24 protein-coding genes are annotated in these 24,394 nt (G+C 33.5%); 8 read left to right on the forward strand and 16 right to left on the reverse strand.

What is annotated here, in order from left to right:
• The first annotated feature begins 29 nt into the window (after positions 1–29).
• Entirely contained in the window at positions 30–908 is an 879-nt protein-coding gene (dapA, locus tag ACWG0P_RS05375; RefSeq protein WP_455800839.1) for a 4-hydroxy-tetrahydrodipicolinate synthase, read from the forward strand.
• Positions 905–1,627, forward strand: a complete 723-nt coding sequence (dapB, locus tag ACWG0P_RS05380) for a 4-hydroxy-tetrahydrodipicolinate reductase (protein WP_455800840.1) — start codon at positions 905–907, stop codon at positions 1,625–1,627. The genes dapA and dapB overlap by 4 nt, the downstream gene beginning before the upstream one ends.
• Before the next feature lie 60 nt (positions 1,628–1,687).
• Here dapB and ACWG0P_RS05385 read toward each other — a convergent pair whose 3' ends face one another.
• Positions 1,688–2,806: a hypothetical protein gene (locus ACWG0P_RS05385; protein WP_455800841.1), complete on the reverse strand. Its 1,119-nt coding sequence runs from the start codon at positions 2,804–2,806 to the stop codon at positions 1,688–1,690.
• 120 nt (positions 2,807–2,926) lie between these two features.
• Here ACWG0P_RS05385 and ACWG0P_RS05390 point away from each other — a divergent pair, with 120 nt between their 5' ends.
• From ACWG0P_RS05390 to ACWG0P_RS05400, 3 genes are read left to right on the forward strand one after another with little or no spacing between them, the layout of a single operon-like run.
• Entirely contained in the window at positions 2,927–4,876 is a 1,950-nt protein-coding gene (locus tag ACWG0P_RS05390; protein WP_455800842.1) for a maltodextrin glycosyltransferase, read from the forward strand.
• 38 nt (positions 4,877–4,914) lie between these two features.
• Positions 4,915–5,757: a radical SAM protein gene (locus ACWG0P_RS05395; protein WP_455800843.1), complete on the forward strand. Its 843-nt coding sequence runs from the start codon at positions 4,915–4,917 to the stop codon at positions 5,755–5,757.
• 33 nt (positions 5,758–5,790) lie between these two features.
• On the forward strand, positions 5,791–6,408 hold the full coding sequence (locus ACWG0P_RS05400) for a YigZ family protein (protein ID WP_455789908.1): 618 nt from the start codon (positions 5,791–5,793) through the stop codon (positions 6,406–6,408).
• 10 nt (positions 6,409–6,418) lie between these two features.
• On the opposite strand, the gene ACWG0P_RS05405 is transcribed toward ACWG0P_RS05400, so the two are convergent.
• The 6 genes from ACWG0P_RS05405 to ACWG0P_RS05430 form a co-directional block, all read right to left on the reverse strand.
• On the reverse strand, positions 6,419–6,934 hold the full coding sequence (locus tag ACWG0P_RS05405) for an NAD(+) diphosphatase (protein ID WP_455800844.1): 516 nt from the start codon (positions 6,932–6,934) through the stop codon (positions 6,419–6,421).
• A 101-nt stretch (positions 6,935–7,035) separates the two neighbouring features.
• Positions 7,036–7,953 (reverse strand): Rpn family recombination-promoting nuclease/putative transposase, encoded by a 918-nt coding sequence (locus ACWG0P_RS05410; protein ID WP_455800845.1) that lies wholly within the window; start codon positions 7,951–7,953, stop codon positions 7,036–7,038.
• A 156-nt stretch (positions 7,954–8,109) separates the two neighbouring features.
• Complete coding sequence (locus ACWG0P_RS05415; RefSeq protein WP_455800846.1) at positions 8,110–10,530, reverse strand: transglutaminase domain-containing protein; 2,421 nt, start codon at positions 10,528–10,530, stop codon at positions 8,110–8,112.
• A 57-nt stretch (positions 10,531–10,587) separates the two neighbouring features.
• On the reverse strand, positions 10,588–11,277 hold the full coding sequence (locus tag ACWG0P_RS05420) for a hypothetical protein (RefSeq protein WP_455800847.1): 690 nt from the start codon (positions 11,275–11,277) through the stop codon (positions 10,588–10,590).
• Entirely contained in the window at positions 11,270–11,761 is a 492-nt protein-coding gene (locus tag ACWG0P_RS05425) for an RNA polymerase sigma factor (RefSeq protein ID WP_455800848.1), read from the reverse strand. The genes ACWG0P_RS05420 and ACWG0P_RS05425 overlap by 8 nt, the downstream gene beginning before the upstream one ends.
• A 157-nt stretch (positions 11,762–11,918) precedes the next feature.
• A complete protein-coding gene (locus tag ACWG0P_RS05430) occupies positions 11,919–12,752 on the reverse strand; it encodes a hypothetical protein (protein WP_455800849.1) in 834 nt (277 codons plus the stop codon).
• Positions 12,753–13,071: 319 nt separating this feature from the next.
• On the opposite strand from ACWG0P_RS05430, the gene ACWG0P_RS05435 reads away from it, so the two are divergent.
• Complete coding sequence (locus tag ACWG0P_RS05435) at positions 13,072–13,560, forward strand: Lrp/AsnC family transcriptional regulator (RefSeq protein ID WP_455800850.1); 489 nt, start codon at positions 13,072–13,074, stop codon at positions 13,558–13,560.
• A complete protein-coding gene (locus ACWG0P_RS05440; protein WP_455789916.1) occupies positions 13,560–14,729 on the forward strand; it encodes an aminotransferase class I/II-fold pyridoxal phosphate-dependent enzyme in 1,170 nt (389 codons plus the stop codon). Before ACWG0P_RS05435 ends, ACWG0P_RS05440 begins: the two co-directional genes overlap by 1 nt.
• A gap of 18 nt (positions 14,730–14,747) precedes the next feature.
• Here ACWG0P_RS05440 and ACWG0P_RS05445 read toward each other — a convergent pair whose 3' ends face one another.
• The 4 genes from ACWG0P_RS05445 to ACWG0P_RS05460 form a co-directional block, all read right to left on the reverse strand.
• The gene (locus ACWG0P_RS05445) at positions 14,748–15,764 is read right to left on the reverse strand and encodes a hypothetical protein (protein WP_455800851.1); all 1,017 of its coding nucleotides are present in this window, start codon (positions 15,762–15,764) and stop codon (positions 14,748–14,750) included.
• Positions 15,736–16,407: an ABC transporter ATP-binding protein gene (locus ACWG0P_RS05450; RefSeq protein WP_455800852.1), complete on the reverse strand. Its 672-nt coding sequence runs from the start codon at positions 16,405–16,407 to the stop codon at positions 15,736–15,738. The genes ACWG0P_RS05445 and ACWG0P_RS05450 overlap by 29 nt, the downstream gene beginning before the upstream one ends.
• On the reverse strand, positions 16,404–17,060 hold the full coding sequence (locus tag ACWG0P_RS05455; protein WP_455800853.1) for a MerR family transcriptional regulator: 657 nt from the start codon (positions 17,058–17,060) through the stop codon (positions 16,404–16,406). Before ACWG0P_RS05455 ends, ACWG0P_RS05450 begins: the two co-directional genes overlap by 4 nt.
• 67 nt (positions 17,061–17,127) lie before the next feature.
• Positions 17,128–18,567: a DEAD/DEAH box helicase gene (locus tag ACWG0P_RS05460; protein WP_455789920.1), complete on the reverse strand. Its 1,440-nt coding sequence runs from the start codon at positions 18,565–18,567 to the stop codon at positions 17,128–17,130.
• A gap of 425 nt (positions 18,568–18,992) precedes the next feature.
• Here ACWG0P_RS05460 and ACWG0P_RS05465 point away from each other — a divergent pair, with 425 nt between their 5' ends.
• Entirely contained in the window at positions 18,993–19,484 is a 492-nt protein-coding gene (locus tag ACWG0P_RS05465) for a DUF2798 domain-containing protein (RefSeq protein WP_455800854.1), read from the forward strand.
• Between the two features lie 79 nt (positions 19,485–19,563).
• Here the strand turns inward: ACWG0P_RS05465 and ACWG0P_RS05470 are convergent, their stop codons facing one another.
• From ACWG0P_RS05470 to ACWG0P_RS05490, 5 genes are all read right to left on the reverse strand, one after another.
• Complete coding sequence (locus ACWG0P_RS05470; protein ID WP_455789922.1) at positions 19,564–20,883, reverse strand: hemolysin family protein; 1,320 nt, start codon at positions 20,881–20,883, stop codon at positions 19,564–19,566.
• A 302-nt stretch (positions 20,884–21,185) separates the two neighbouring features.
• Positions 21,186–22,169 carry a GGDEF domain-containing protein gene (locus tag ACWG0P_RS05475; RefSeq protein WP_455800855.1) on the reverse strand — a complete coding sequence of 328 codons (984 nt, stop codon included), beginning with the start codon at positions 22,167–22,169 and terminating at the stop codon, positions 21,186–21,188.
• Positions 22,169–22,495 (reverse strand): hypothetical protein, encoded by a 327-nt coding sequence (locus tag ACWG0P_RS05480; RefSeq protein ID WP_455800856.1) that lies wholly within the window; start codon positions 22,493–22,495, stop codon positions 22,169–22,171. Before ACWG0P_RS05480 ends, ACWG0P_RS05475 begins: the two co-directional genes overlap by 1 nt.
• Positions 22,496–22,835: 340 nt before the next feature.
• On the reverse strand, positions 22,836–23,345 hold the full coding sequence (locus ACWG0P_RS05485) for a helix-turn-helix domain-containing protein (RefSeq protein WP_455800857.1): 510 nt from the start codon (positions 23,343–23,345) through the stop codon (positions 22,836–22,838).
• 265 nt (positions 23,346–23,610) lie between these two features.
• On the reverse strand, positions 23,611–24,111 hold the full coding sequence (locus ACWG0P_RS05490; RefSeq protein WP_455800858.1) for a GNAT family N-acetyltransferase: 501 nt from the start codon (positions 24,109–24,111) through the stop codon (positions 23,611–23,613).
• Positions 24,112–24,394: the final 283 nt, after the last annotated feature.

A 24,394-nucleotide genomic window follows, 5' to 3' on the forward strand; every position in this document is an offset into this window, starting at 1 on the left:
GCGTAAGAACGCGAAAAGGAGAACATCTTATGTTTAATGTAAAAGGAAGTATTGTAGCACTTGTTACACCATTCCATGAAGATGGAACCGTAAATTTTGAAAAATTAAAAGAACTTTTAGAATGGCATGTGGAAAATAAAACAGATGCAATTCTTGTATTAGGAACAACTGGTGAATCCGCAACTATGACACACGAAGAAGATGATGCAGTTGTAAAATGTACACTAGAGACCATTCAAGGACGTATTCCAGTTATGGTAGGAAGTGGTTCTAATTGTACACAGATTGCGATTGATAAGAGTATTGAGTATGCAGAAATGGGTGCAGATGCCTTGTTAGTTGTAGCGCCTTATTACAACAAAGCAAATGCAGAAGGAATGATTCGTCACTTTACTTCTGTTGCAGATGCTGTCAATAAACCAATTATTATGTACAACATTCCAGGAAGAACAGGATGTTCTATTTCTCCCGAGGCAATTGAAACATTAAGTAAACATCCTAATATTTGTGGAATTAAAGAAGCTAGTGGAAACATGTCTTATATCGCAGATATTGCACACTGCTTAAATGATGAATTCGTTATGTATTCTGGTAATGATGACATGATTATTCCAGTTCTATCCATGGGAGGAAGTGGAGTAATTTCGGTATTAGCAAATGTAGTACCACAAGAAACTCATGATATGGTCATGGACTATTTAAGTGGAAATCATAAAGCCGCTTTAGATGCACAAATCAAATATATGGATTTAATTCATGCATTGTTTATCGAAGTTAATCCTATTCCAGTAAAAGAAGCGTTGAACCAAATGGGAAAAGCAGTTGGTGGATACCGTTTACCATTGTGTGAAATGAGTGAAGATCATAAAGTTATGATGGGGAAAGCTCTTAAAGGTGTAAATCTATGATAAATGTATTAGTTGTTGGTTTTGGAAATATGGGGAAACTCGTAGTAAATACCATAGAGAAAAAAGAAGATATGCAAGTCGTTATGATTGCGGATGGTACCAATCATCCTGATCTGTCGAAGTTACAAGAACATGTAGATGTCATTATTGATTTCTCGCATCCTAATAACTTAGACTGGATTTATCCATTTATCAAAGAGCACAAAAGTGCATACATCTGTGGTACAACAGGTCATAACGACTTGCAAATCAAGCAGATTGAAGAACTTGGAGCACTAGCACCGATTGTTTTTCAGGCAAACTTCTCTCTTGGAGTCGCAGTATTCCAAGAAATGCTAAAACTTGTAACTCCAATGTTGGAAGAAAACTTTGATATAGAAGTTGTGGAAAAACATCACAATCAAAAACAGGACTCTCCAAGTGGAACTGCAAAAATGCTGATTCAAACGATGAATCCTACCCATGCTTATAAAGAAGTTCATGGAAGAAATGGGTTTGTAGGAAAACGTCAAAAAGAAATCGGTGTACATGCTGTTCGTGGTGGAAGTGTTGCTGGAGAACACAGCGTATATTTCTTCGGTGAAGATGAAATCTTAGAAATTAAACATACTGCTAATAGTAAACAAATCTTTGTAAATGGGGCAATTCGTGCTGCACAATTTGCATGCAAACAAGTTCCAGGTATGTATACTATGAAAGATATCTTATTTGAACAATAATATCCGATAGAAAAGGAATCTCACAGGATTCCTTTTTTGATAGGTATCTAAAACAACTCCTTACAAAAATGATTCTATATCATCCTTCATTTTTTTTATAAACGATTCATTGCTTTCTTTTGTATACATTGCATTTTGAATGGTACTATAGAAGTTTTCCTTTTTCATCTTGCTAAGTATCTTGAAATTACGCAATTGACTCTCATTAAGTGCTTCCATCAATTCTTTTCTGCTTCGATCATACACAAAGAAATCTTCAAGTGCTTTCTTTGCGATGAGGGGTGTTTTCGATGTATGTTTTAGAAGAAGTTTCATTCCACTTTCACTTCGCACAAGTTGTAGGAATGCACTTGCGGCACCTGGATACTTCGTAGTTTTATATACTACAAAGCCATAGGTATCGACAATAGGAGAAAAGGACTGTGAGTGATACGTTGGCATGCTTTTAAAGTGAAGCTTTCCTTTTCGATATAGATCTGTGAGTTGATATGTTCCATCATTTTGTACAAGACCACAAATATAACCATCCATATAAAATGATGACATTTCATATTGATCATCTAGGAATTCATTATCTTTATTAAGATTGCGATAAGCTTCTAAGTTCTCATACCATGTATCTTCTTCTTGGTCCTCTTCTGTATGCAAAAAAGGGTACACATACTCAGCATTACGATTATGATAGTAAACATGATTCCCAAGGGATTTCATCGATTCAAAGCTTTCCATATTTTGTATACTTCCCCCTCGCGCAATGAGTGCTTCTTCGCTGTATAGGAAAACAAGTCCTCTTCCATCTATGGGTAGAAAATAGTCTTCATCTTTCTGTAAGTGATCTTCTACAGGCAATTCTATATGTTCTTGAACGTGTTCAATATTGTAAAGCTTATCTTTTCGCTTAGCGATTTGCGTGTCCTGAAGGTAATCAATATCATAGGTAGAAGAATCTTTGGAAGTATCACAGTGAATACTAAGTGCACCTTTATGTTTTGGAAATGTTGTATCCCATAGATTGCGTATCGCACTAGCATAGGCATTATCATCCATCCGAATATGAAGGCTTGCGTCTTCTTCTATTTGAAAGTGATTTTGGCTATCAAGTACACTAGAAGGCTCTCCCTGTAAAGAACAACCACTGAAACACAAAGCAAATACGCATATAAGTATCACTTTTTTCATTTTATCACTCCCAATCAATAAGATTATAGAAACCTTCTTCAAAAAACATTGTCGAAATGATAAAATAGAAATAGAATTGTACAAAAACAAACTACACACAACAATAAGGAGGCTTTCTCTATGAAAAACCTACAGCTTATGATAGACACATTGCATCATGAAGAAGCATTGCATAAACAAGACACATATAATTATGTAATTCCTGAATCTTGGAATCATTTTGGATTTCGTTATGTACGTAAATTAAGAAATAAACAATTGATTGTGAACCCTTATTCCTTTTACGCGTACACGTTGGATCAAATGTTTAAAGGTAAGGGAGAACTTTGTTCAACGTTATCAACGCAGGATAGTTCTTGGTTATCAAAAGCTAGTGTATATTCTCTTATGATACGTTGTGCAACTTCATGGGATCATGATCGTGATGATTATATTTCAAATGATAATTTATATCATTTATCAGACAATGGCACCTTTTTAAAAAGCATTGCGCTTTTACCACTGTTAAAGAGAATGGGAATCGATACGATTTTACTACATCAACCTTTTGCCCTTGGAAAAACACAAAAAGCTCATGATTATGCTTGTAAAGAAGCTGTTGTAGATTTTCAAAAAATCGATGAACAACTAGGAGATCCTATTTTAAAATCCATGAGTGTAGAAGCTCAGTTTGCGGCATTTGTTGAGGCAAGTCATGTGCTAGGAATGAAAGTGATTGTTGAGTATTGCCCTGCAAAGATGGCAAGAAATAACGCCTATATTGCAAAACATCCAGATTGGTTCTATTGGATTGAAGAATCTTATGAAAAAGATTATCATGCGCCAATTTGTCACTCACTTCCTCAAAACACATTACCTTTCTCGTATACATTAAAAGACTTATATAAAAGCGATGATGTAATACAACACATTGCACACTTTCGTAATTTGAATAAAGGAGATAAAGCATCTTCTTTGGAAGAACTCCAAACAAAGCATAACGTTGTTTGTGCTCCATCCATTGTGGATCAAATCAATGCGAATGTCATAGCTGATGTAGATACCACCATACTTCGTTTCTATGAAGATGACTTCGTTATGATGCAAGATCGCATTCGTCCTGATTTATATCCTGGAAAGAAAGCTATTCGTACATGTTGGAATCAATTGAATCGAAACATTACTTGGTTACAAACAACATTTCATATCGATGGTATCTATTTAGAAAAACCTTATCTTTTACCTGAAAAACTACAAGTTGAATTTGTACAAACGGCTCGCAAATTTAACCCTCATTTTGTCATGATAGCAGAAGAAACACAAAGTGCACAAAGTGAAGCTTGGATAAAAAAAGGGTACGATATGATCAGTGGAAACAGTGGATATGAAGAAAGTAATATATGGGAGTATAAGTTCCATAACTTCGCCTATCAAGCCAAAGGGAATGCTTGTCCAATGTTTGCGGCAGCGGAATTTTATGACGCAAGACGTATTAGTTGTCTAGAAAATGGTAAACAATTAGCGATTACCTTAACCATTATGAATCACTTCTTACCAAATACCATTCCTATGATGTTAAATGGAATAGAATCATACGATGTGCAACCTTTACAATTATCCGAATATGGAGATCAAGCATATACATATTCTTTACCTAAAGAAGATGATCGATATCGTCGTCAACCTTATTTGGATCATTACTATTTTAATTATCTTTCTGATGATTTATCTATATTACCAAATTTATTAGAGAAAATTACAAAGATTAGAAAAGTATACTTGGATGTGATTTGTAATGCACAATATGCAATCCCAGTTTGGTTTGATTCTCCTAAAGATTTAGGTATTGGATTTACCTTCTTGAAGGAAGATAAAGCATTGATGGTTGTTTGTAATGTACATGTGCATACAGGAAATGTATTGCATATACACACCGACAATATATTTCCAGAGTTCGCATTTAACGTAGAACATGTACAACAGATTTTTTCTACTTGTGATCCTTATGTTCACGATATTGATTTGGACGCATTAGGAAATCTCCCTCTTTCTTTTGAACCAGGGGAAGTAAAATTTATTGAATTCAAGTAGCTATCCATTGGATAGCTTTCTATATAAAGGAGATATCTATGAAAGTTCAAATTAAAAATGTAAAAGATTTAGTAAGCAAGTCTAACCTACCTACCTGCGACTTTGTGATTAACCCCTATGTTGGATGCACTCACGGTTGTAAATACTGTTACGCAAGCTTTATGAAGCGATTTAGCGGACATTTAGAAGAATGGGGAACCTTCATTGATATCAAACAGTGTGAAAAACCAATCAACACGAAGAAATTAGAACATCATAGTGTTTTTCTTTCTTCCGTCACAGATTGTTATAATGAATACGAAGCTACCTATTGTGTTACACAGAACATTTTAAAACAACTTATAGGTATCGATTGTGAGCTAGGAATATCTACAAAATCATCCTTAATCTTACGTGATATTGAGTTGTTAAAGCAATGTAAGAATGTACGTGTATCCATGTCTATCAACACCCTAGATGAACAATTCAAAGAAGATATGGATCAAGCGTCTTCTATACAAGATCGTTTGCATACCCTAAAAACACTACATGAACAAGGGATCTATACCATTTTATTCATGTCTCCAATATTTCCAGGCATTACAGACTATCAAAAGATTATGGAGACTAGCAAAGAATATATCGATGAATTTTGGTTTGAAAATTTGAATCTAAGAGGTTCCTATAAACAAACTATTCTATCTTATATAGATGAAAAGTACCCTCATCTACATGATGTATATCAACGTATTTATGTAAAAAAAGATATGACCTATTGGAAAGAACTCTCACTAGATATTGCACAATATTGCGAAAACAACAATATCCAGTATACAAACTACTTCTACCACGAAGAACTCGTAAAGAAGACAAAACATTTGAAACAAAAGCATTTTGAATAAAAGGGTTCATGTTATAATAACAAAGGTGATAATATGTATCGTTTAAAAGAAACACATATAGAAGAAATAGACATTAAAAAAAGCAGATTTATCTGTTATCTTTATCCTGTAACTAGTGAAGAAGAAGCCAAGGCTATCATTTTAAATATAAAAAAAGAACATCCTAACGCAAATCATCATTGTTATGCATTCATCATTGGAGAACATAATGAAATCCAAAGAAGCAATGATGATGGAGAACCCTCTGGTACTGCAGGAGTTCCCATGTTGGAATGTTTAAGTAAACAGCTTATGCAAGATACGCTTGCCATCACTGTACGTTATTTTGGTGGTATAAAGTTAGGCGCTGGTGGTTTGATACGCGCTTACTCTAAAAGTGTATCCACTGCCTTAAGTGAAGCTGTATTTACAAAACGCGTACAAATGCAAAGATATGCAATTGAGTTCTCTTATGACCTTATTGGAAAATTCGATTATTATTTTCGACAACATGATATTGAAGTAACGACAAAAGAATATCAAGAACAAGTATATTATGAATACGTAAGTAAGCATTCTATTGACGAAGATCTTTCTGAGCTTAGCAACGGTACTTGCATTCCTATTTTCTTGGAAGATATATTTCTAGATGTTGAATGTACACATGAATAAACAGGAGCTTTTACTCAAAAAAGTCTCCTGTTTTTGTTTCATACTTCTTAAAGAAATAATATAAAAAACGTTCTGCCAAAGAATCATGTTTTACGCTTTTCTTTGCCTCTTCAAATGTAAACCAGGTAGCTTTATCTACTTCCCATTCACATACACCACTTAAATCTTCACTATCAATCATAACCGCAAAGTTCCAAATAAGGGTATTACTTTTAGGGAAATATTCTGTTTTCATAAAGCGATGCTTGATAACCTTGCGTCCAATCTCTTCTTCCATCTCTCTTCGAAGGGCATCTTCTCCACTTTCTCCCTTATTCACATAACCCGCGACTAAGATATTGCTCTCTCTACCATATTGTTGAATCATTAGAATTTTATCTTCCTTTTGATTTACCACAACCATAGAAACTGCCGTATTAAATATTGGAAAACGAAATTCTTTACAGTTTGGGCAAAAAGGTGTCATACCCTCATGTTCCAATTCTCTCATTTCCAATTTATGTCCGCATGCAAAACAATGCTTCATAGTTTCATCTCCAATCGAATAAACTTAATGTACCACATTCTTATATTTTTTCCAAGAAAAAAGACAAGATCGTGTCTTGTCTGTATATCGAATCATAATAATTATATAGCGTTTTGTATTTCATCAAATGTTTCAGCGTTCATTAGTAATTGCGATGCTTGTTGTAGTTGTTCTATGGTTAAGGTTGATAACCATGAAGATGCATCTATATTAAATTTAGTTTGAATGAGTTGATTCAAAAGCTTATTATAACCTTCTACTTTTCCTTTTTCCTCTCCTATTTTTATCCCTTCATCATAGTATCCTTGTTGAATAGCTTTTTGTTGTGCTTCCGCCATCTGGATTTGTTCTGCGAGTGTCCATATTTGTTCATTATCGCTCATTCGTTCATGTTTTTCCATAAGCTTTCTCACCACGCTTTCCTTTGTCTTTATTATATCATCGTCTTCATTGTTTTTAAAGAGATAACACATTTGTTCGAATGCTGTTAATTCTGCTGTCTTTTTCGTCTTTACAATGTCGTTTATCACTGGTAAATGTATGTACGTTCTATGTATTAAGGCATGTGTACTTTCAACCTTTCCTTCTTCATTTCTCATTTGATACTTCATAATCAGTTTCCCTTTATCTTCAGAATAGTTATCCATAAAGATAATTTGATACACTGGTTTCAAATCTAAATAATCCTCTCCTTCTTTTAGTTGTTTCTCTAAAATCTTTGCGCCATAATACTCAAATCGATTCGTAAGATTTGTGAGTAATCCTTCAACTTGCATCTCCATGTCATATTCATTTCCATGGATGTCTTTTACGTGTACATCCAATATGATTTTCTTACCTGCAAGTGCTTTTGGATCCATTTCAGGGTTTACCACAATACTATCTACTGGGTCAATCCCTGTAATCTCCTTAATCATAAAGTGGCGAATCAGTTTGGAGTCTTCATCTTGTGAAGATAGAGCGAATTTGAAGAACACATCATTTTTATAGCTTACTTTTGTTACATCTTTTGTAGCCATATATATCATCTCCTTTTTTGTTCTTACACTTTACATATACGAGATGAATTTTAAAATTCCTAAAAAATCAACAAACTTTATAGTAAACATGTAAAAGTAAACAAAAAGGATAGTGAACGAAAAAAGAAGCTTTCGCTTCTCTTTTTTGCATGTTGTCTATTTTGATATATAAATAACGCCTAAGAAATAACCACCTTGTAAATCTGCAGTTCCTGTTAATTGAATTACTTCTTTTGCGATTTCATAAAATTGATCTTCTGTTAAAGATACATCCGTACGATAAGTTGCAGAACCATTTGCTGTAATATCTTGTGCTAGTTTGCTTGCGACATCGCTTTGCGCAAAGTACTTACCATTTACACGATAGAATTCATTCTTATCTGTACTAGCCTTAAAGTTTGCCAAATCACTGTCCATCACATACAAAGTATCTTCTTTTAATACAGTTGCAGCTTCATAATCTGATAAATTAAACAATCCGTTTTTGTAGTATTCATTATCATTGTTTGTTGTGTCTAATGTATACCATTCTTCATCTAATGAAACACGGTTCCAAGCATGTGGTAAACTTCCTTGAAGGTATCCTGTCACAACTACATTCTTTAATCCTGCATCATCCGCAAGTAGTTTGAATGCTCCTGCATATCCTGCACAAACACCTTTTCCATTGATTAAAATTCCATAAGCAGTGAAAGAATCATTAAATTCTTCATCCACTTTTTTGAAATTATTCTTCTCAGCGTTTTCTAATGCCGCATCATCATATTCTGCATTTGCACATAAATAATCATTGATTGCAGTTTCTTTTTCAAGATCACTCATACCTTCTTTAATGATACTTTTGTTTACTTCTTTTACTTTTGTTACTATTTCTTGTTGTTTTGTTCTTTGTGTTTTAGAATCTTGATCATAACTGATAAGTACATCGTTATTTTTAGCGTCATAAGATATTCCACGTACACCTAATGTCAATGGGTTTTGATAGATTGCTTCATACCAAGCATCCAACAAGTACTCTTGGTCCATCGCTTCCTTGAATTCATCAAGATTTACTCGAATCTGACCATTTAACATTTGTAACGCCAAGTATTCTGATAAGCCGTTAGAAGCATAGATTGTATAATCATTATATAAGGTTTCTGCCTTTTCTTCCTCTTCTTCTGTACTATCGTTTAAACGAACATCTTTCTCAATATCCCCTGTACGATCACGAAGATTTTCTTGACGTGCTTTTAATTCTTTTAGTTGCTTCTTATAGTTTTCCTTGTCATATTGTAATACTTGAGCATATCCTTTATAGGAAGTCCCTTCAATCGTGAATGGAATAGATAGACATGGAACATCTTCAGATGAGAAGTTTACTGGATTTCCATTTTCATCTTTTTTAACATCTCCATTTTCATCTTCTTCATATGTATAATAATGCGCAACATCTTCTTTTACTTTTGCTGTATCATAAAGTACTAGTTTTTGTGTAACGTTTCCATTTGCCATAACTACCCAAACATGTGTAGAAGTCATCATGATATCACGATCTACTGTCACTTTTGAGTTTTTACCACTAGGTTTGATACCACCCTCGTTCATATAGCTCGCAACTTGAATTGGCACCTGATTGGCAAGCATACGCTTATCTAGCATATTACTGATTTTAGAAGTACCTTTGTCATTTAAAGCGATAACTGCGAAGTATTTATTATACTCTTTATCAAAATCACTTTCACCATCAAATTGGGTTTTCGCGATATCTTCAGCATTAACATTTTCATTGATTTTCTTTTGTTCTTCAAAATATGTATCTAAAGATTTACCATACGTTGTACGGAAATTCTTATTGATATCTTCAGTATTATTGCTTGTATCTTCCCATTTATTTTCTTTTACAGTTGCGATGGTTTTTACGTATCTTTTTGATGCTTTTCCATCTTTCCCTTCATCCACTTGTACAATTGCATATTCTGTAGCACCTTTAATCTTGTTCCATTTTAATCCACCAACACCGTTCTCATTTACATAAAAACTAACTTGTGGAGTATCTTTGATTTCAGTACCAATAGTAAATAAGGTAACTTCAGGTTTTTCTAATTTTTCACCAGTCTGTAAATTGTATTTTTGAACAATATAATATTGTTGTGCATTTCCCCAGTCATTCCATTCTCCCTGATCATAAAGAATTCCACCACGCTCTTCATCCGCTAAGGCAAATACTGGTTTACGATATGGTGAATAAGTAACACCTGTATCGCTTTGTGTTGCCTTGATTGATACTTCTTGTGTTAAATTGCTATCACGATATACACCAATGATATCTGTCCATTGTGTTGTAATTCCTTTAAAGATTTCTTTTGCTTCTGCAGAAACTTCAAAATCAAAACTTTCATCACGCTTAACATTTGCTTTCTTCTCTTTATATGCGACGGTTTCTTCTTTTGCATATTTCTTCGCAATATCCTGCGTTAATTTTTTAGCATCCACCTTATTTGTATCTTCCGTATTACTTCCACACCCATTCATCGTAAATACACTTGCGATCATTAGTGAAGATAATAACGTCTTATTAAATATACCCTTTTTCATATCCTTCATCTCCTTTTTTCACTAATAACACTTTCCACATATTGGAAAGGTTACAAATTATTTTAATTTTTTTATAATTTCTGTTAAACTCTTTAAAAACTCTTCTTGTTCCATGTGATTTCCCGTTATATGATACATACCTTTTCCAGAATTAAAGTAAACATCATATTGTGTAATTTCATCTTCACTATAGTAAATCGCTATCTCTCTACCATGTAATGTAGAATTGGTAGTGATTTCTTGATAGGGACTGATATAGCGAACATTCAATTCCTTAGTATCTTGTTGATAAGCAAAATGCCATTCTACTTGCCTCATCGTATCCTTTTCTAAATACCCATAATACCGTTTGGATGAAAGTGAGTACCCATCTAGTGTAAAAGGTTCAATGGTTTCTTTACTAAATTGATAGGCACTATTCTTATCAATCGTTTTCAAGGTGACTTCCTCACTTTGTCCAAAGGTACGGTGTTGTCCATCATCTTTTTCAAAATAAAGGTTACCATCTTCTACCGTTACCTGTTCTACTGTCTTGCCAATCTTAAATTCTGTATAACTATTTGTACTATCTTTTGGTATCATGAAGAATACGATACAACCAATCGCAAGCGATGCGAATGCAAATGCCGCTGATTTCCAACGTTTATGTTTCCGTTCTTCTTCCTCTTTCATTTTCAAAAGTGTTTTTGTCTTTACATCAAGTGGCACATGAATGTCACTATATTCATCTTTATATTTATCAAACATATGTTTCCTCCCACTTTTCCTTTAACATTACTCTTGCTCTTGATAATCGTGTTTTTACTGCGCTTTCACTATCTCCAAGGATACTTGATATTTCTTTTATGGACAGTTCTTCATAATAGAACAAATGAATAACGATGCGATACGCTTCTTCTAATTCACCCACCAAATACCGTATTCCACTATCCGCTTTGTTCTCTATGGGAATATCCACTTCCAATGGAATATTCTCTTTTCGCTTTTTCGAAGTAAATACACTCTTACAACAATTTAGCGTAACACGTAGAAACCAAGCTTTTACATGTTCCAAAGATTCAAAAGATGTATTATATTTTACATAACGTAAAAAAACTTCTTGGTAAATATCTTGCGCATCAGATTCATTTTTCATTGTGCTTAACGCAACTTTATAAACCATATCGCTATATAGTTCAATTACCTCTTCACATGTTGGTCTTACACCCTGGTTTCTATTAAACAGACTCATACAATTCCCTCTTTATGATACTTATTTTCTAATTATAGGGTATTTTTTTGTATTTGTCATAAATAATACGATTTTTTTATATAAAAGGTTACAAAATCAATAAAAAAAAAGAGTTTCAATCGTTTGATGGATTTTTACTCTTTCATTTGAACACATTCTAAATTTCTTTTACCATTCTCCATAACTCGCTAAAAGATACAAAACTGATTGCGTCACATTTCTCTTTTGCGGCTTGTCTTTGTTTCTTCACATTTCCTTCATGTACTTTATTTAGGTTGTTTTTATCCATCATATATTGTACATAAGAAAATTTCTTCATGAGGAACCATGTAGCGATGATGTGGTTGATACAATTTTCTTTTTCTTCACACTCCACTAATTTACTTGGTAATTGAGAAGTGAGATCTGTTGAAATTTTATTTGCTAAGGTATACATTTCATCATAGTTCTCAAAGATTTTAGCATCTAAATCACGTTGTACAATTCCTGCTTTTTTATTCTGTATGAAGAAGGCTTCAGATGCCTCTACCATACGTTGTTGATTTACTTCATTCATCGCAAACGCTATAATTTCATTGCGTGTTCCTTCAAACTCATTCTCTGGTTCACTCATTACATAATATAACGCCTTTGCGATTACATATTCTTCTTTATCTCCCAAGGTAAGTATGATTGCTTTTTGATACGTTTCAAATGATCCATATACGACATATGGACAGCGTATTGTGCCTGATGGTAGCTTGAATGAGTCTTTATAACGAATGATTTGATTTGCAATTGCATCTTTATTGATATCCAACCCCAAATTCACACAAATCTTTAAATCATCACTCAATTCAAGAAGTGTAGCTAATTCATCATGAATATCTTTCTTTTCATCATCTGCTTCAAGGACAGATAAATAATCTTCTAGATATCCATTAAACTCACACTTCCCTGTTTCTGACTCCCTTATATCTTTTATTCCACACAAAATATCATAAATTGCCATAGTTTCCCTCCTTTCTTTGAACTTCTTTGTGAGATAAATGGAAATTTCATTAATTTTATAGTACCTTCATCCCCCTAGTTTATGATGGGAGATATGGAAGTATTCCTTAGCTTGTAGTATGTTCTCTATAATTTTATTTTACAACCTTTTTCTAAAAATTCAACCTATTTTACAAAACACTCTAATTTGATGCGAATTATCGTTAATTTCTTCTAAATATATCTTACGATTTCCATAATACCCTATTTATTTTGTTTACCAATTCAACATAATGGTTTACAATAAATATATTATATCAAGTAAGAAAGGTGGAAACAGGATGAAAAAAGAATTGTTGCTTTCTTTATTGGAAACAAATGCACGTTATTCAACTAGAGATTTGGCTGATGTGCTATTAGAAGATGAAGAAAGTGTCATTCATACGATGAATGAACTTGAAAAGAAAAAAATTATCTGTGGTTATCATACGATCATCAATTGGGATAAGACAAGCAAGGACAAAGTCATGGCATTAATCGAGGTTGATGTTACTCCAGAGCGTGATTTTGGCTATGATCGTGTCGCCAAGAACATCTATCGCTATCCTGAAGTAGATACCATGTATCTGATGAGTGGAAAAAGCGAGTTTATCGTGATTATATATGGAAGAACGATGCAGGAGATTTCCAACTTCGTAGGTGCTAAATTAGCAACTACTGAACATGTTGTCTCTACATCTACCTTCTTTGTCTTAAAAGAGTATAAAGTAAATGGTGTTGTTTTTGATGAAGAAGAACGTCCTAGTGAGAGATTGGTTGTGACTCCATAATGTATGAAAAATTTTTAAGTAAACATGTAGAAACCATCAAGCCTAGTGGAATACGTAAGTATTTCGATTTAGCTAGCGAGATGGAAGGTGTTATTTCACTTGGAGTAGGTGAACCTGATTTTAATACCCCATGGCATATTTGTGAAGCAGCAATTTATTCCATAGAAGCAGGAAAAACTCACTACACTGCAAATCAAGGTCTACTCGAATTACGTGAAGAGATATGTGATTATCTAAAACGTCGCTTTAATTTAACATATGATCCAGTAAAAAATGTAATTGTTACAGTCGGAGGTAGTGAAGCAATCGATATCGCAATGCGCGCTATTGTAAATCCAGGAGAAGAAGTCATCCTAATGGAACCAAGCTATGTAGCGTACACACCAAGTGTAGAATTATTAGGTGGTACTCCGGTACATGTAAAACTTAGTCATGAAGATCAATTTAAACTGACTCCAGAAAAACTAGAAGCCGCAATTACACCAAAAACGAAAGCCATTTTATTGAATTTTCCTAGTAACCCAACAGGTGGCGTTATGACAAAGGAAGACTATGAAAAATTAATTCCGATTATTAAGAAACATGAATTGATTGTTCTTAGTGATGAAATTTATGCAGAGTTAACCTATGAAGGCGAATTCTGTTCCTTAGCATCATTTAAAGAGATAAAGGATCAAGTCATTATCATCAGTGGTTTTTCAAAAGCTTATGCGATGACAGGATGGCGACTAGGTTATGTAGTTGCGAATGAAACATTCACAAAAGCGATGAACAAAATTCACCAATACATTATTATGTCTGCACCTACTGCAGCACAATATGGAGCAATCGAAGCATTGCGAAATGGAGATATTCATGTATTAGAAATGAAAGAATCCTATATGGCTCGCAGAAACTTTATTACCAAAGGATTTAATCGTTTAGGATTGCCTACACATTTACCACAAGGAGCATTCTATATCTTCCCGGATATACGCTCCACTGGTTTAAATAGCGATGAGTTTTGCGTGCAGTTATTGAATGATCAAAAAGTTGCATGTGTTCCAGGTACTGCTTTTGGTGATGCTGGAGAAGGATTTATTCGTGTTTCCTATGCATATAGTATCGATCATATCCGAGAAGCTTTAGAACGCATTGAAAAATTCTTAGAAAAGATTCGACCAGTATAGAAAAAAACATCTGAAAATTCAGGTGTTTTCTTTTGGTATAATGCGTACACTTTGTATTCTTTTACGCTCTTTCATACAATTTATGAGAACATATATAAATGCTATGATGGCAAGTACCAAAAAGAATATCCATTCACTACTTTTCCACAGAAGCAAACAAATGACTCCAATGAGTACATAAAATCCATTCAACTTCAAACCAACTTCTATTGCGGCAGCGCTCTTCCATCGCTTCTTAGAATTTCTTGCGTACAATTTTAGAAGGGATTGCAACAGCTTATCCAACATATCTTTCACATTCCCTAACATACTTTGTAAAGAATTTGAGGCAATCCCACCAAATACTTTATATAAAATTGTCTCTCTGTACAATTTACGTCGCATAAGTTCATCATGAAAGCGAAATAAAACAAATATCATAAACACAAAACAAATACAAACAAACCACCATATTTGATGAAAAGCACGCATCCAAGCACTTGTATTTAAGATACAGAAAAGCAAAAAAATCGGTGTCGTAGTTTTTAATACATTTAAAATTATAATGGAGCCACCTTGATCCAGATATCCATTAGATACCACAAATGTATAGTACATAAAACTCAACAAATAAATCAATTGTACACACAGTGCATAATGGAATAACATCATACTGAAACTTTGATGAAGTATAAAGTACACAATGAAAGACAACAACATAATGGGGATTTGCATCAACAACAATACAAGTAATTTCGCAAAGATACGCTTTTCTTGCCCAACTGGATACACCAACAATGTTTTCCAACTCTCTTGGCGTTCTTCTTCAAAGGCAATTTGATACAAAAGGAAGCATGTAAGAAAAACTGGCATAATAGATAACATATAATCGATATCTTTTATATTCACCGCAAACATACTTGTAACTTGCGAAGAGGATTGTCGTGTCATAATAAAATAAGCTATACAAAACAACAAAATAAAGATCCCATACTTCCATTTAGGATTTCTTAGAATACGAAATAATTCATGAGATAGCATGGACTTCACCTTCATTGAAATATGCATCAATTACCTTTTCATCTTTGGTATCCACCAATGTTTTATGATCTAAAAAAAGTAATCGATCCGCACAAGGTCGTAAGTTATTGATGGTATGTGTTGTGATTAAAAACATCGTTTCTTGTTTCATATCCATGATAAGTTGTATGAAACGATCACTACTCTTGGCATCAATCGCAACAAATGGCTCATCCAAGATAATCAAATCTGCACCACTTAATAAAATCGCCGCAATGCTCGCTTTTTGTTGTTGTCCAGAACTACATTTATCAAAGGTTTGTTTTAGATAATCTATGGAAAGATCTTGCAACACTCTTTTCACAAAAGGATCTTCTAGGTTGAAATCCTTTCCTTGAAAACTACGATAAAAATATCGTAAATTCTCTAGGATTGTTAAATGTGGATAAAAAGGACTAACAAAAGGAAGATATCCTATTTGAATATTATTACGTTCTATAATACCACCATCTTCTTCCAACAAGCCACACACCACATTGATCAAGGTGCTTTTTCCAGCTCCATTCTTTCCAGCTAAAAGAGTACACCCATCACCTTCTTGTAAGGTAAAACTTAACTTTTCAAAGATGAATTCTTCATCGTATGAAAAATATAAATCTTCTACTCTTAGCTCTTTCATTTCTTTATCCTCTTTTGTATGTATTTTTTTACTTTATAGATTTTATCATCAACCAATACATCTAAGGTGGATTGTGGCATAACATTCGTTTTCTTTTTAAAGAAATTGTACGTATAATATATAGCAAATAGAATAAGAAAGATTCCCATTACTTGATTTGTCCAATCATCACCTGAAACATAAAAATAAATTCCAAAGCTAAACCAAAATAGTATGAAAAAAATCGTTAAACCATACCCTTTGTGATTCTTTTCTATGGCTGTAAAAATCTGTTCATTTAAACGAAAATCTTCATTTATGCTTTGATCTATCTCTTGTAAGAGTTCTTGGCGATGTGGATGATCAAAATCTTCGTATAGTTTTTGTATGTAATCTTTTTGTATTGTGCATTGTGCCATACGTTTATCGATTTCATTAAAATGTTCTTGAAAGATTTGTTCTCTTTGTACATTATGTATTATAGATTCTATCTCTATAATTGAAAAATCCAATTCTCTTAATACCTTTATTTCCCACAGACGCTTCAAATTCAATTCATCATATTCACGATATCCTGAAGAATTTTTTTGTACTTCAATCAATCCCTTATCTTCATAATATTGTAGTGCTTTTTTACTTAACCCTGTTGTTTTTATAACCTCTTGAATTTTCATATGTCACCCTCCATATATAGCTTACTGCGTCCCCCAAGGGAACAGTCAATAGATATTGGAAAGTTTGTTAATTTTCTTCACGAGCTTTTTGAACTTTTAAGTTTTTACCCTTAATGGTTTTCTTTTGTAGTGCCTTTAATACAAGATTTCCCTTACCATGTAAAATATCTACATAAGATTGACTTTCTTGTACTTGAATAATACCGATATCATCCCCACATACTCCAGGAATCTCACAAATAGCACCTACAATATCTCCTGCACGTACTTTCTTCGCTTTTCCACCATTAAGATATAGCTTCATAGTATCCTTACGTAAGTCTTTTCCCTTCTCCTCTTTTTGTACTTCAGGAGTATCCAATGTTTTTAACATTGCGGAAGTAACTTTTATAGCTTCTATCGCTTCTTTATCTTTCATAGTCAATGCATATCCTAGATATTCTTCTAAATCTCGCACACGCTCTTCATCATATTGCGCGATGAAAGAAATGGCAACACCCCTAGCATCTACACGCCCAGTTCTACCAATTCGATGGATATAAGTTTCTTTCTTTTCCGGCATATCATAATTAATGATATGTGTCACATTGGCAATATCAATTCCTCGAGAAGCCACATCTGTCGCAACTAAGATACGTATGTTTCCTAATTTAAAATCTTTCATATTTTGTATACGATCTTCTTGTAACATTCCGCCATGAAGTTTATCTACACTGATCCCTTTTTCATATAAGGTATCGCATACATCAATAACATGTTCCTGTGTCTTTGCGAATATGATACAAGACTCTGGCTTTTCTGCACATAATAATTTTAATAAAAAATCAGTTTTTTCATGTTCCTTCATATGATATGCATAATGTTCTACATGATCATTTACCTGGTCACTTTGTTCACACGTAATGATCTTTGGTTCTTTCATAAAGCCTGAAGCTAATTCTTGTATTGCGGAAGGCATAGTTGCGGAAAACATACAAATCGTAATATTTCCTGGGAAATATTCAAGGATTTCTTCCACATCGTCAATAAAACCCATATTCAACATTTCATCTGCTTCATCCAAAATAACGTAACGCAATTTTGAAACATTTAAGGTATCTTGTTTCAAGTGGTCCAAAATTCTACCAGGAGTACCTGCCACAATATGTGTTCTCTCTTTCAAATCTTGCGCTTGAAAACGAAAAGGAGACTTCCCATAGATAGCCAATGTCTTCATACGTTTGTACGCACCGATATGGTCAAAGTCTTGTTTAATTTGCATCGCAAGTTCTCTTGTCGGAGTCAATACGATAGCCTGAGGAGCACGCTCGTTCCATTCGATTTCTTCTATGATAGGAATCGCAAAAGACGCCGTCTTTCCACTTCCTGTTTTTGATTTTACGATTACATCATGTCCCGCTAATATTTCTGGTATAACTGCTTCCTGTACGGGAAGAGCTTCCTTATACCCTAGGACTTCTAATGCATCACATATATGTTGATCTAACGAGAATTCTTTAAATTTCATAAGTTCACCTGTATTCTTTCTAACTTATTATAAACTATAAAAAACGAATTAGATATGAAATATTACAAAAGTGTAACGATATTGTAACCCATTCACAACGACACATCCTTTTGAATAAGATAAACTATAGTTGTAAACAGGAGGGATTATGATGAAAAAAATATTAGAAGTGATAGGAATTGCATTATGTGTAACATTCTTAGGATATTCTGGGAAAGATTTATAATACCTACTCGCATATTATTCGCATTCCATATGCGCCATATATGCAGTTCATTCTCTCTCTAAACTTGAAAGATTTTAAGTTTCGTCGTATAATAAAGACGCAAAAAAAGTGAATCCGATATACAATGTGTGGTTGTTAAACGTAAGTCCAATTGTTTAACAGCTACATTTTTTTATGCATATTGGAAAGGGGTAATTTTATGCCTAAAACTAAATTTGAAGATGTTGTTTTCTCACTTCTCATGGCGTTCGCCATGACATACGCTATGGAGCTTTATAATTTGTCATTGAATCATGGAGGGCTTTGTAATGCATTGTTTTTTGAAGTCTTCAACGATGTATGGTTTATGATGTGCATCGTAATTATACTTGAGAAATTAGTGGCTGGAAGAATCGCAAAAAAACTAACAGCGAAACTATTTACACCAACCATTGATAAACCCATCTTTATGACACTTAGTATGCAATGTTTTACAGTTGCTACGATGGCTTCTATGATGTCACTGATTGCGACCTTGCTTTTTAAACACCCTGGAAATGAATTCATTTCCATTTGGCTTCAAACCTTAACATTTAATCTTCCATTTGCTTTCTTTTGGCAAATATTTTTTGCGGGACCTTTTGTAAGATTTCTATTTACTAAATTCTTTCATTCAAGAAACAATATCGCTGCACTAGAAAAGACAAAATAAAGAGATTGTAACTAAATAGACGAATTTGATAATACAAATAATTACCTATAAGTTACAACCTCTTTTTTAAAATGTTAAATTAACTTTCTACTTTTATTTGTTCCACAAGGATTTCTCGTATACGGCGATCTTCTACTTTTGTTACATGTAAAAGCCAACCATCATCTTCTACATCAAAGGTAGTACCATCTTTTGGAATAGAGCGAAGCTTTGAAAAAATATATCCACCAATCGTATCGTAATCATTACTTATAATCAAAGGCATGTTGGTTTCTTCCATCACTTCTTGTATGTCGCAATCACCAACAATTTTCCACTTGGTATCACTGATTTTCTCAATGGAGTGGTCCTCTTGATGATCGTATTCATCATATATATTACCAACGATTTCTTCTAATAAATCTTCCATCGTTATAATTCCACTTACTTCTCCAAACTCATCAACCACAACCGCAAAATGCACTTTCTTATGTTGCATGTCTTTAAATAGATCATCTGCCGCAATTGTCTCAGGCACAAAGTACGCAGGACGTAGTAAGGTTTGTAGTTCTTTACGTTCTTCACTGCTAGCGATTAAGTAATCTCTTGTATATAAAACACCCGCGACATCATCTAAATCATCTCCACAAACAGGAAAACGTGATAGCCCATGTTCTCTTATTTTCATCAAGATATCTTCTTCACTATCATGCAAATCGATATAAATTACATCTGCACTATGTGTCATGATTTCACGAATAGATGTATCATCAAAGGCAAATACGTTTTGTATCCATTCTTTTTCGCTTTCATCAATGGCACCATTCTCGCCACCCAAATTCACCATCATTCGTATCTCTTCTTCGGTTACACTTTCCTCTTCTGCCTCTGTTTTCATATGCAATAATTTAAGTATTAGATTGGTTGAAAACGATAAGAAGACAACAAGTGGATGCATGATGACAGCTACACCACGTACCACACCACAAGAAATTTTCGCAACTTCATATGGTTTTTGCATCGCAATACGCTTAGGCACAAGTTCTCCGAATACCAAGGTAAAATATGATAGTATCAATGTAATAACAATTACCGCAATGGTATCCAGTATACTCAACGATATCGTAGTGAAACCTAATCCATAGTACACCCAGTCCACAAGATAACCAGAAAAGTTATCTGCCGCGAAGGCACTACCAAGGAATCCAGCTAAGGTGATACCTATTTGTATGGTAGATAAAAATCCTGCTGGTTCTTCTGTAAGCTTCAATAAGCGAATTGCCGTTTTCTCTCCTTGTTCAGCTTTCATCTTCAACTTTGTAGGGTTCAATGAAATCACCGCAATCTCTGTTGATGCGAAAAATGCATTTACTAGAATCAAAAATACTTGTAATAGAATCTGTTGGGGAATCGAGTCCAAAAAACATCACTCCTTTTTTTATTATGAACTCTTTCATCTTATTGTATGAAAATATAAAAGACTTTTATCACACAAAAAGATTGGATAAAAGTCTCGTTATTTCATATATAAACCGGTTGTTCGTCAACGTATGTGGCGATTATATAACATCCTGAGAGGGATGCTAACTACTCCCTTTTATTACTTGTAATTTTACGATAAGACCTATAGATAGTCAATGAATGAATTGTAAACTTTCTATAAACGAAAGTTCATACAGTATCTTAATTTACTTATAGTTCTAGATTATCATCGGAGTTGTTTTATTTTTTCATCGTATCAAAATAGAAAGAATAACGATTCTTTCCATGACGTTTAGCATGATAAAGTGCTCGATCTGCTTTTGATAGTAATTCTTCAAAACCAGTTCCATCATCTGGATAAACGGAAATCCCCACACTACAAGAAACAGGGAGTTGTTGTTTTGTTAATACAGGACAATTAGATAATGAATCACAAATCGATTGTACATATCCTTGAATGTTATCCATCGTACTCGTTACTGGTAAAAATATCACAAATTCATCTCCACCTAAACGACCTGCAATGCCATCTTTTCCTGATATGCTTCGTAATTTTTGTGCAACATGGCAAATCACTTGATCTCCGATTTGATGCCCTAAAGTGTCATTTACTAATTTGAAATTATCTAAATCGATAAAACAAACGACTGCCTTTGCACGATATTGTTGTTGAATCGCTTTGCCAATCAACTCTCTAGATTCTTTGTTGTTATATAATTGCGTCATTGAATCATGTTTTGCTTCACGTAGTGCCTTCGCTAGTTTTCTTTCCTTCTTTCCTTCATCTAAATAAATCTGGGTAATGTCAGTTCTCGTTATAACAATGAGTCCTGCACAACGATCATAATAACTGAACTGCACTCTTGAACGATGATACTCATTTTGTAGATCGAAGAATCCTGCCGTAAATTCAAAGACATCTTGTTTTTCTAATTCTTTTATTACATTCGCAAGCATCATATTCTCTGTAACTTCTTCTTCCTCTTCAGGAACCACTTGGCTTTTGTTATATTCTCTTACATCATGCTCGTAATCTGTACCACTTTCTGGTGGTAATAATGAGTTTGGATTCCCGCTAAACATTTTATATGATCCGCTATGCGCATCGACGAGTACAAAATAATCCAAGTTGTTTAGCACATATAAATCGATAATCTTTTGCATCATATGGTTTTCATTGTCTATTTGTGTAATTACCAATAGCTCTCTTTTTCCACTATCCATTATCCTTGCGTTAACTTTAACCAATCATACTTTTGTTCTTTATTAATTACTCTTATTTTAAAGGGAAAGAGTGTATTTTCATTTTGGTAAAATGCTTGTGCTTGTTCTAGTGACAAATCATTTAAATAGGTGCGATCCTCTTCATAAATCTCATTTAGAAGCAGTTCTACATATTCTTCCCAAAATAGACTTTTACTCTTTATAGAACTATTCTGTGTTTTCATTACCTCTATATATCCACTATTTAAATCAACTTTTAATACACTTCTATAATCTTTTATAAGAGTATCTAAAATCAAGTTATTTGAAATTTCTAGTGTTTGCATTTACATACCCCTTTCACGCTCATTCTTTGTCACGCATAAATCTCATATATGCTATATCACAAAGTATATCGTGAAAGCGAAAAGGTATCTATATTTTTCTGTCTTTTTTTATAAACTGATTACTGATAGTAAACCGAATAATTATAAGCGCTTATACATTTCTTTCTCCTCTTATAGGATTACGACTGGTTTATAAAAGCTTGAAATAAATTCAAGCTTTTATTACAACTCATTCGTCTGATCTTGCCTTCATAAAGTAGAAACAGTCAACTTTTTGCTAATTGACCTGCTTGATAGAGTTGTATATCAAAAACTGAGTCGTACAAAAAACAGAGTAATATTATTCTTTCTTTCGCGTTAAGAAAATTCCAATGATTCCCCCGAGTAAAGCAAATGGTGATAACCTAACAAATAGCCATTCAACTATATGAATTCCCGCTCCCAACACAGCAGTTTCAGGGTCACTATAGTCCCAGCCTAAATTGGGGCTTCCTAATAATACTAAGGCTACAAAAGTCATTACAATTACTACACATAAAGAGATAAATATCCAATGAAGAATATTCCTTCTTGTACTCATCCTTTGCGCTAGTTGCAAGTTTATTACCTCTAATTTTTCAGATATCGCTTTTAAGTTATCGTCCTTTGTTTCACTAACAGTTACTCCAAGTAATGTACTTACGGGTGTTTCAAGCACTTCTGATATCAAAATCAACATGTCTGAATCGGGCACTGATAAACCTTGTTCCCATTTAGAAAGGGTTTGTCTAACCACGTTTAGTTTGATGGCAAGCTCTTGTTGCGAAAGACCTTTCGATTTTCTGATTGCTTTAATATTTTCATTTAGCATTAGGGATAACCTCCTTTCATTCACTACCACTAGTGTAATCGAAACTAATCATTGCCACAAGCAACGCTTTTTAACATATAGGTAGAATAACAAATTCCATACCCCTTTTCCTTCCTCAATGTTAATAAAAAAAATTTGTTTGTGATTATAAACTGCCTTTATTCGGTTATAACGTCATATTTATCATGTTTTTTGCTTGTATCCTATCTGTATGGTACTTGTATGGGTTCTTACTTATTCTTCATTGTTTTATTTAGAACAATTATTATAGCTCCCTTTCCATTGCTACTACAGTATAATTCTCTTGTTGCGTTTCTTTGCCAGTTGGTTTGAATCCATTTTTTTGCCAAAATGATTTTGCTTGATAGTTTTCTTTCACATATCCAAGCTTAATATATCGAAACTGAATTGATTTTAAATACTGTACACACTCAGATATAATTCTTGTGCCAATTCCTGAACCCTGTGAATTTGTATTCATCATAAAAAAGCCGATAAATGCCGTTTCATCATTTGGCCATTTTGATATTAAATCCATAACAGCAATTAGTTCGTCCTCAAGATAAAAGCCAATAAAATACTTATCATCTATTGTTTTATTTGGTGGTAGTGCAATCATATCACTTTTTATAGAGTCGACACTTACTGCAGGAGGGCAAAACTGATAATATAAAGGATTGCCTTTACATAGAATTAAAACAGTACTGATATCATCTTTCGATAACTTCCTAACAGTAAATCTTGTTGATAATGCTTTTACATTCATATGTGTACCTCCAAACAAATTCTTGTTTTTACGTAGTTCTTGTGATTTTGACCAAATTCCATTTGTGTCCCTCCACCTTAATAGATTGATATTTTTCTTTAGAATAACATAATTTAGTCAAATTTAAAATGACCAATTACGTTTCATCATAACTGGTCATCATAAGTAAACTTTTCACGACATTTTACGTAATTTCACAACAAACTCCTTTCGACAGATAAATTTTTTTGTTTTTCTTTCTCAATTTGAAGTGAAAGAATTTAGTATTCTTTTCGTTTCAATT

The organism is Amedibacillus sp. YH-ame6 (genome assembly GCF_053848845.1).

What these genes read in the sequence shown, in the direction of transcription:
- dapA (WP_455800839.1), top strand. Translation starts at nt 30, where the DNA reads ATGTTTAATGTAAAAGGAAGTATTGTAGCACTTGTTACACCATTCCAT.
- dapB (WP_455800840.1), top strand. Translation starts at nt 905, where the DNA reads ATGATAAATGTATTAGTTGTTGGTTTTGGAAATATGGGGAAACTCGTA.
- ACWG0P_RS05385 (WP_455800841.1), bottom strand. Translation starts at nt 2,806, where the DNA reads ATGAAAAAAGTGATACTTATATGCGTATTTGCTTTGTGTTTCAGTGGT.
- ACWG0P_RS05390 (WP_455800842.1), top strand. Translation starts at nt 2,927, where the DNA reads ATGAAAAACCTACAGCTTATGATAGACACATTGCATCATGAAGAAGCA.
- ACWG0P_RS05395 (WP_455800843.1), top strand. Translation starts at nt 4,915, where the DNA reads ATGAAAGTTCAAATTAAAAATGTAAAAGATTTAGTAAGCAAGTCTAAC.
- ACWG0P_RS05400 (WP_455789908.1), top strand. Translation starts at nt 5,791, where the DNA reads ATGTATCGTTTAAAAGAAACACATATAGAAGAAATAGACATTAAAAAA.
- ACWG0P_RS05405 (WP_455800844.1), bottom strand. Translation starts at nt 6,934, where the DNA reads ATGAAGCATTGTTTTGCATGCGGACATAAATTGGAAATGAGAGAATTG.
- ACWG0P_RS05410 (WP_455800845.1), bottom strand. Translation starts at nt 7,953, where the DNA reads ATGGCTACAAAAGATGTAACAAAAGTAAGCTATAAAAATGATGTGTTC.
- ACWG0P_RS05415 (WP_455800846.1), bottom strand. Translation starts at nt 10,530, where the DNA reads ATGAAAAAGGGTATATTTAATAAGACGTTATTATCTTCACTAATGATC.
- ACWG0P_RS05420 (WP_455800847.1), bottom strand. Translation starts at nt 11,277, where the DNA reads ATGTTTGATAAATATAAAGATGAATATAGTGACATTCATGTGCCACTT.
- ACWG0P_RS05425 (WP_455800848.1), bottom strand. Translation starts at nt 11,761, where the DNA reads ATGAGTCTGTTTAATAGAAACCAGGGTGTAAGACCAACATGTGAAGAG.
- ACWG0P_RS05430 (WP_455800849.1), bottom strand. Translation starts at nt 12,752, where the DNA reads ATGGCAATTTATGATATTTTGTGTGGAATAAAAGATATAAGGGAGTCA.
- ACWG0P_RS05435 (WP_455800850.1), top strand. Translation starts at nt 13,072, where the DNA reads ATGAAAAAAGAATTGTTGCTTTCTTTATTGGAAACAAATGCACGTTAT.
- ACWG0P_RS05440 (WP_455789916.1), top strand. Translation starts at nt 13,560, where the DNA reads ATGTATGAAAAATTTTTAAGTAAACATGTAGAAACCATCAAGCCTAGT.
- ACWG0P_RS05445 (WP_455800851.1), bottom strand. Translation starts at nt 15,764, where the DNA reads ATGAAGGTGAAGTCCATGCTATCTCATGAATTATTTCGTATTCTAAGA.
- ACWG0P_RS05450 (WP_455800852.1), bottom strand. Translation starts at nt 16,407, where the DNA reads ATGAAAGAGCTAAGAGTAGAAGATTTATATTTTTCATACGATGAAGAA.
- ACWG0P_RS05455 (WP_455800853.1), bottom strand. Translation starts at nt 17,060, where the DNA reads ATGAAAATTCAAGAGGTTATAAAAACAACAGGGTTAAGTAAAAAAGCA.
- ACWG0P_RS05460 (WP_455789920.1), bottom strand. Translation starts at nt 18,567, where the DNA reads ATGAAATTTAAAGAATTCTCGTTAGATCAACATATATGTGATGCATTA.
- ACWG0P_RS05465 (WP_455800854.1), top strand. Translation starts at nt 18,993, where the DNA reads ATGCCTAAAACTAAATTTGAAGATGTTGTTTTCTCACTTCTCATGGCG.
- ACWG0P_RS05475 (WP_455800855.1), bottom strand. Translation starts at nt 22,169, where the DNA reads ATGGATAGTGGAAAAAGAGAGCTATTGGTAATTACACAAATAGACAAT.
- ACWG0P_RS05480 (WP_455800856.1), bottom strand. Translation starts at nt 22,495, where the DNA reads ATGCAAACACTAGAAATTTCAAATAACTTGATTTTAGATACTCTTATA.
- ACWG0P_RS05485 (WP_455800857.1), bottom strand. Translation starts at nt 23,345, where the DNA reads ATGCTAAATGAAAATATTAAAGCAATCAGAAAATCGAAAGGTCTTTCG.
- ACWG0P_RS05490 (WP_455800858.1), bottom strand. Translation starts at nt 24,111, where the DNA reads ATGAATGTAAAAGCATTATCAACAAGATTTACTGTTAGGAAGTTATCG.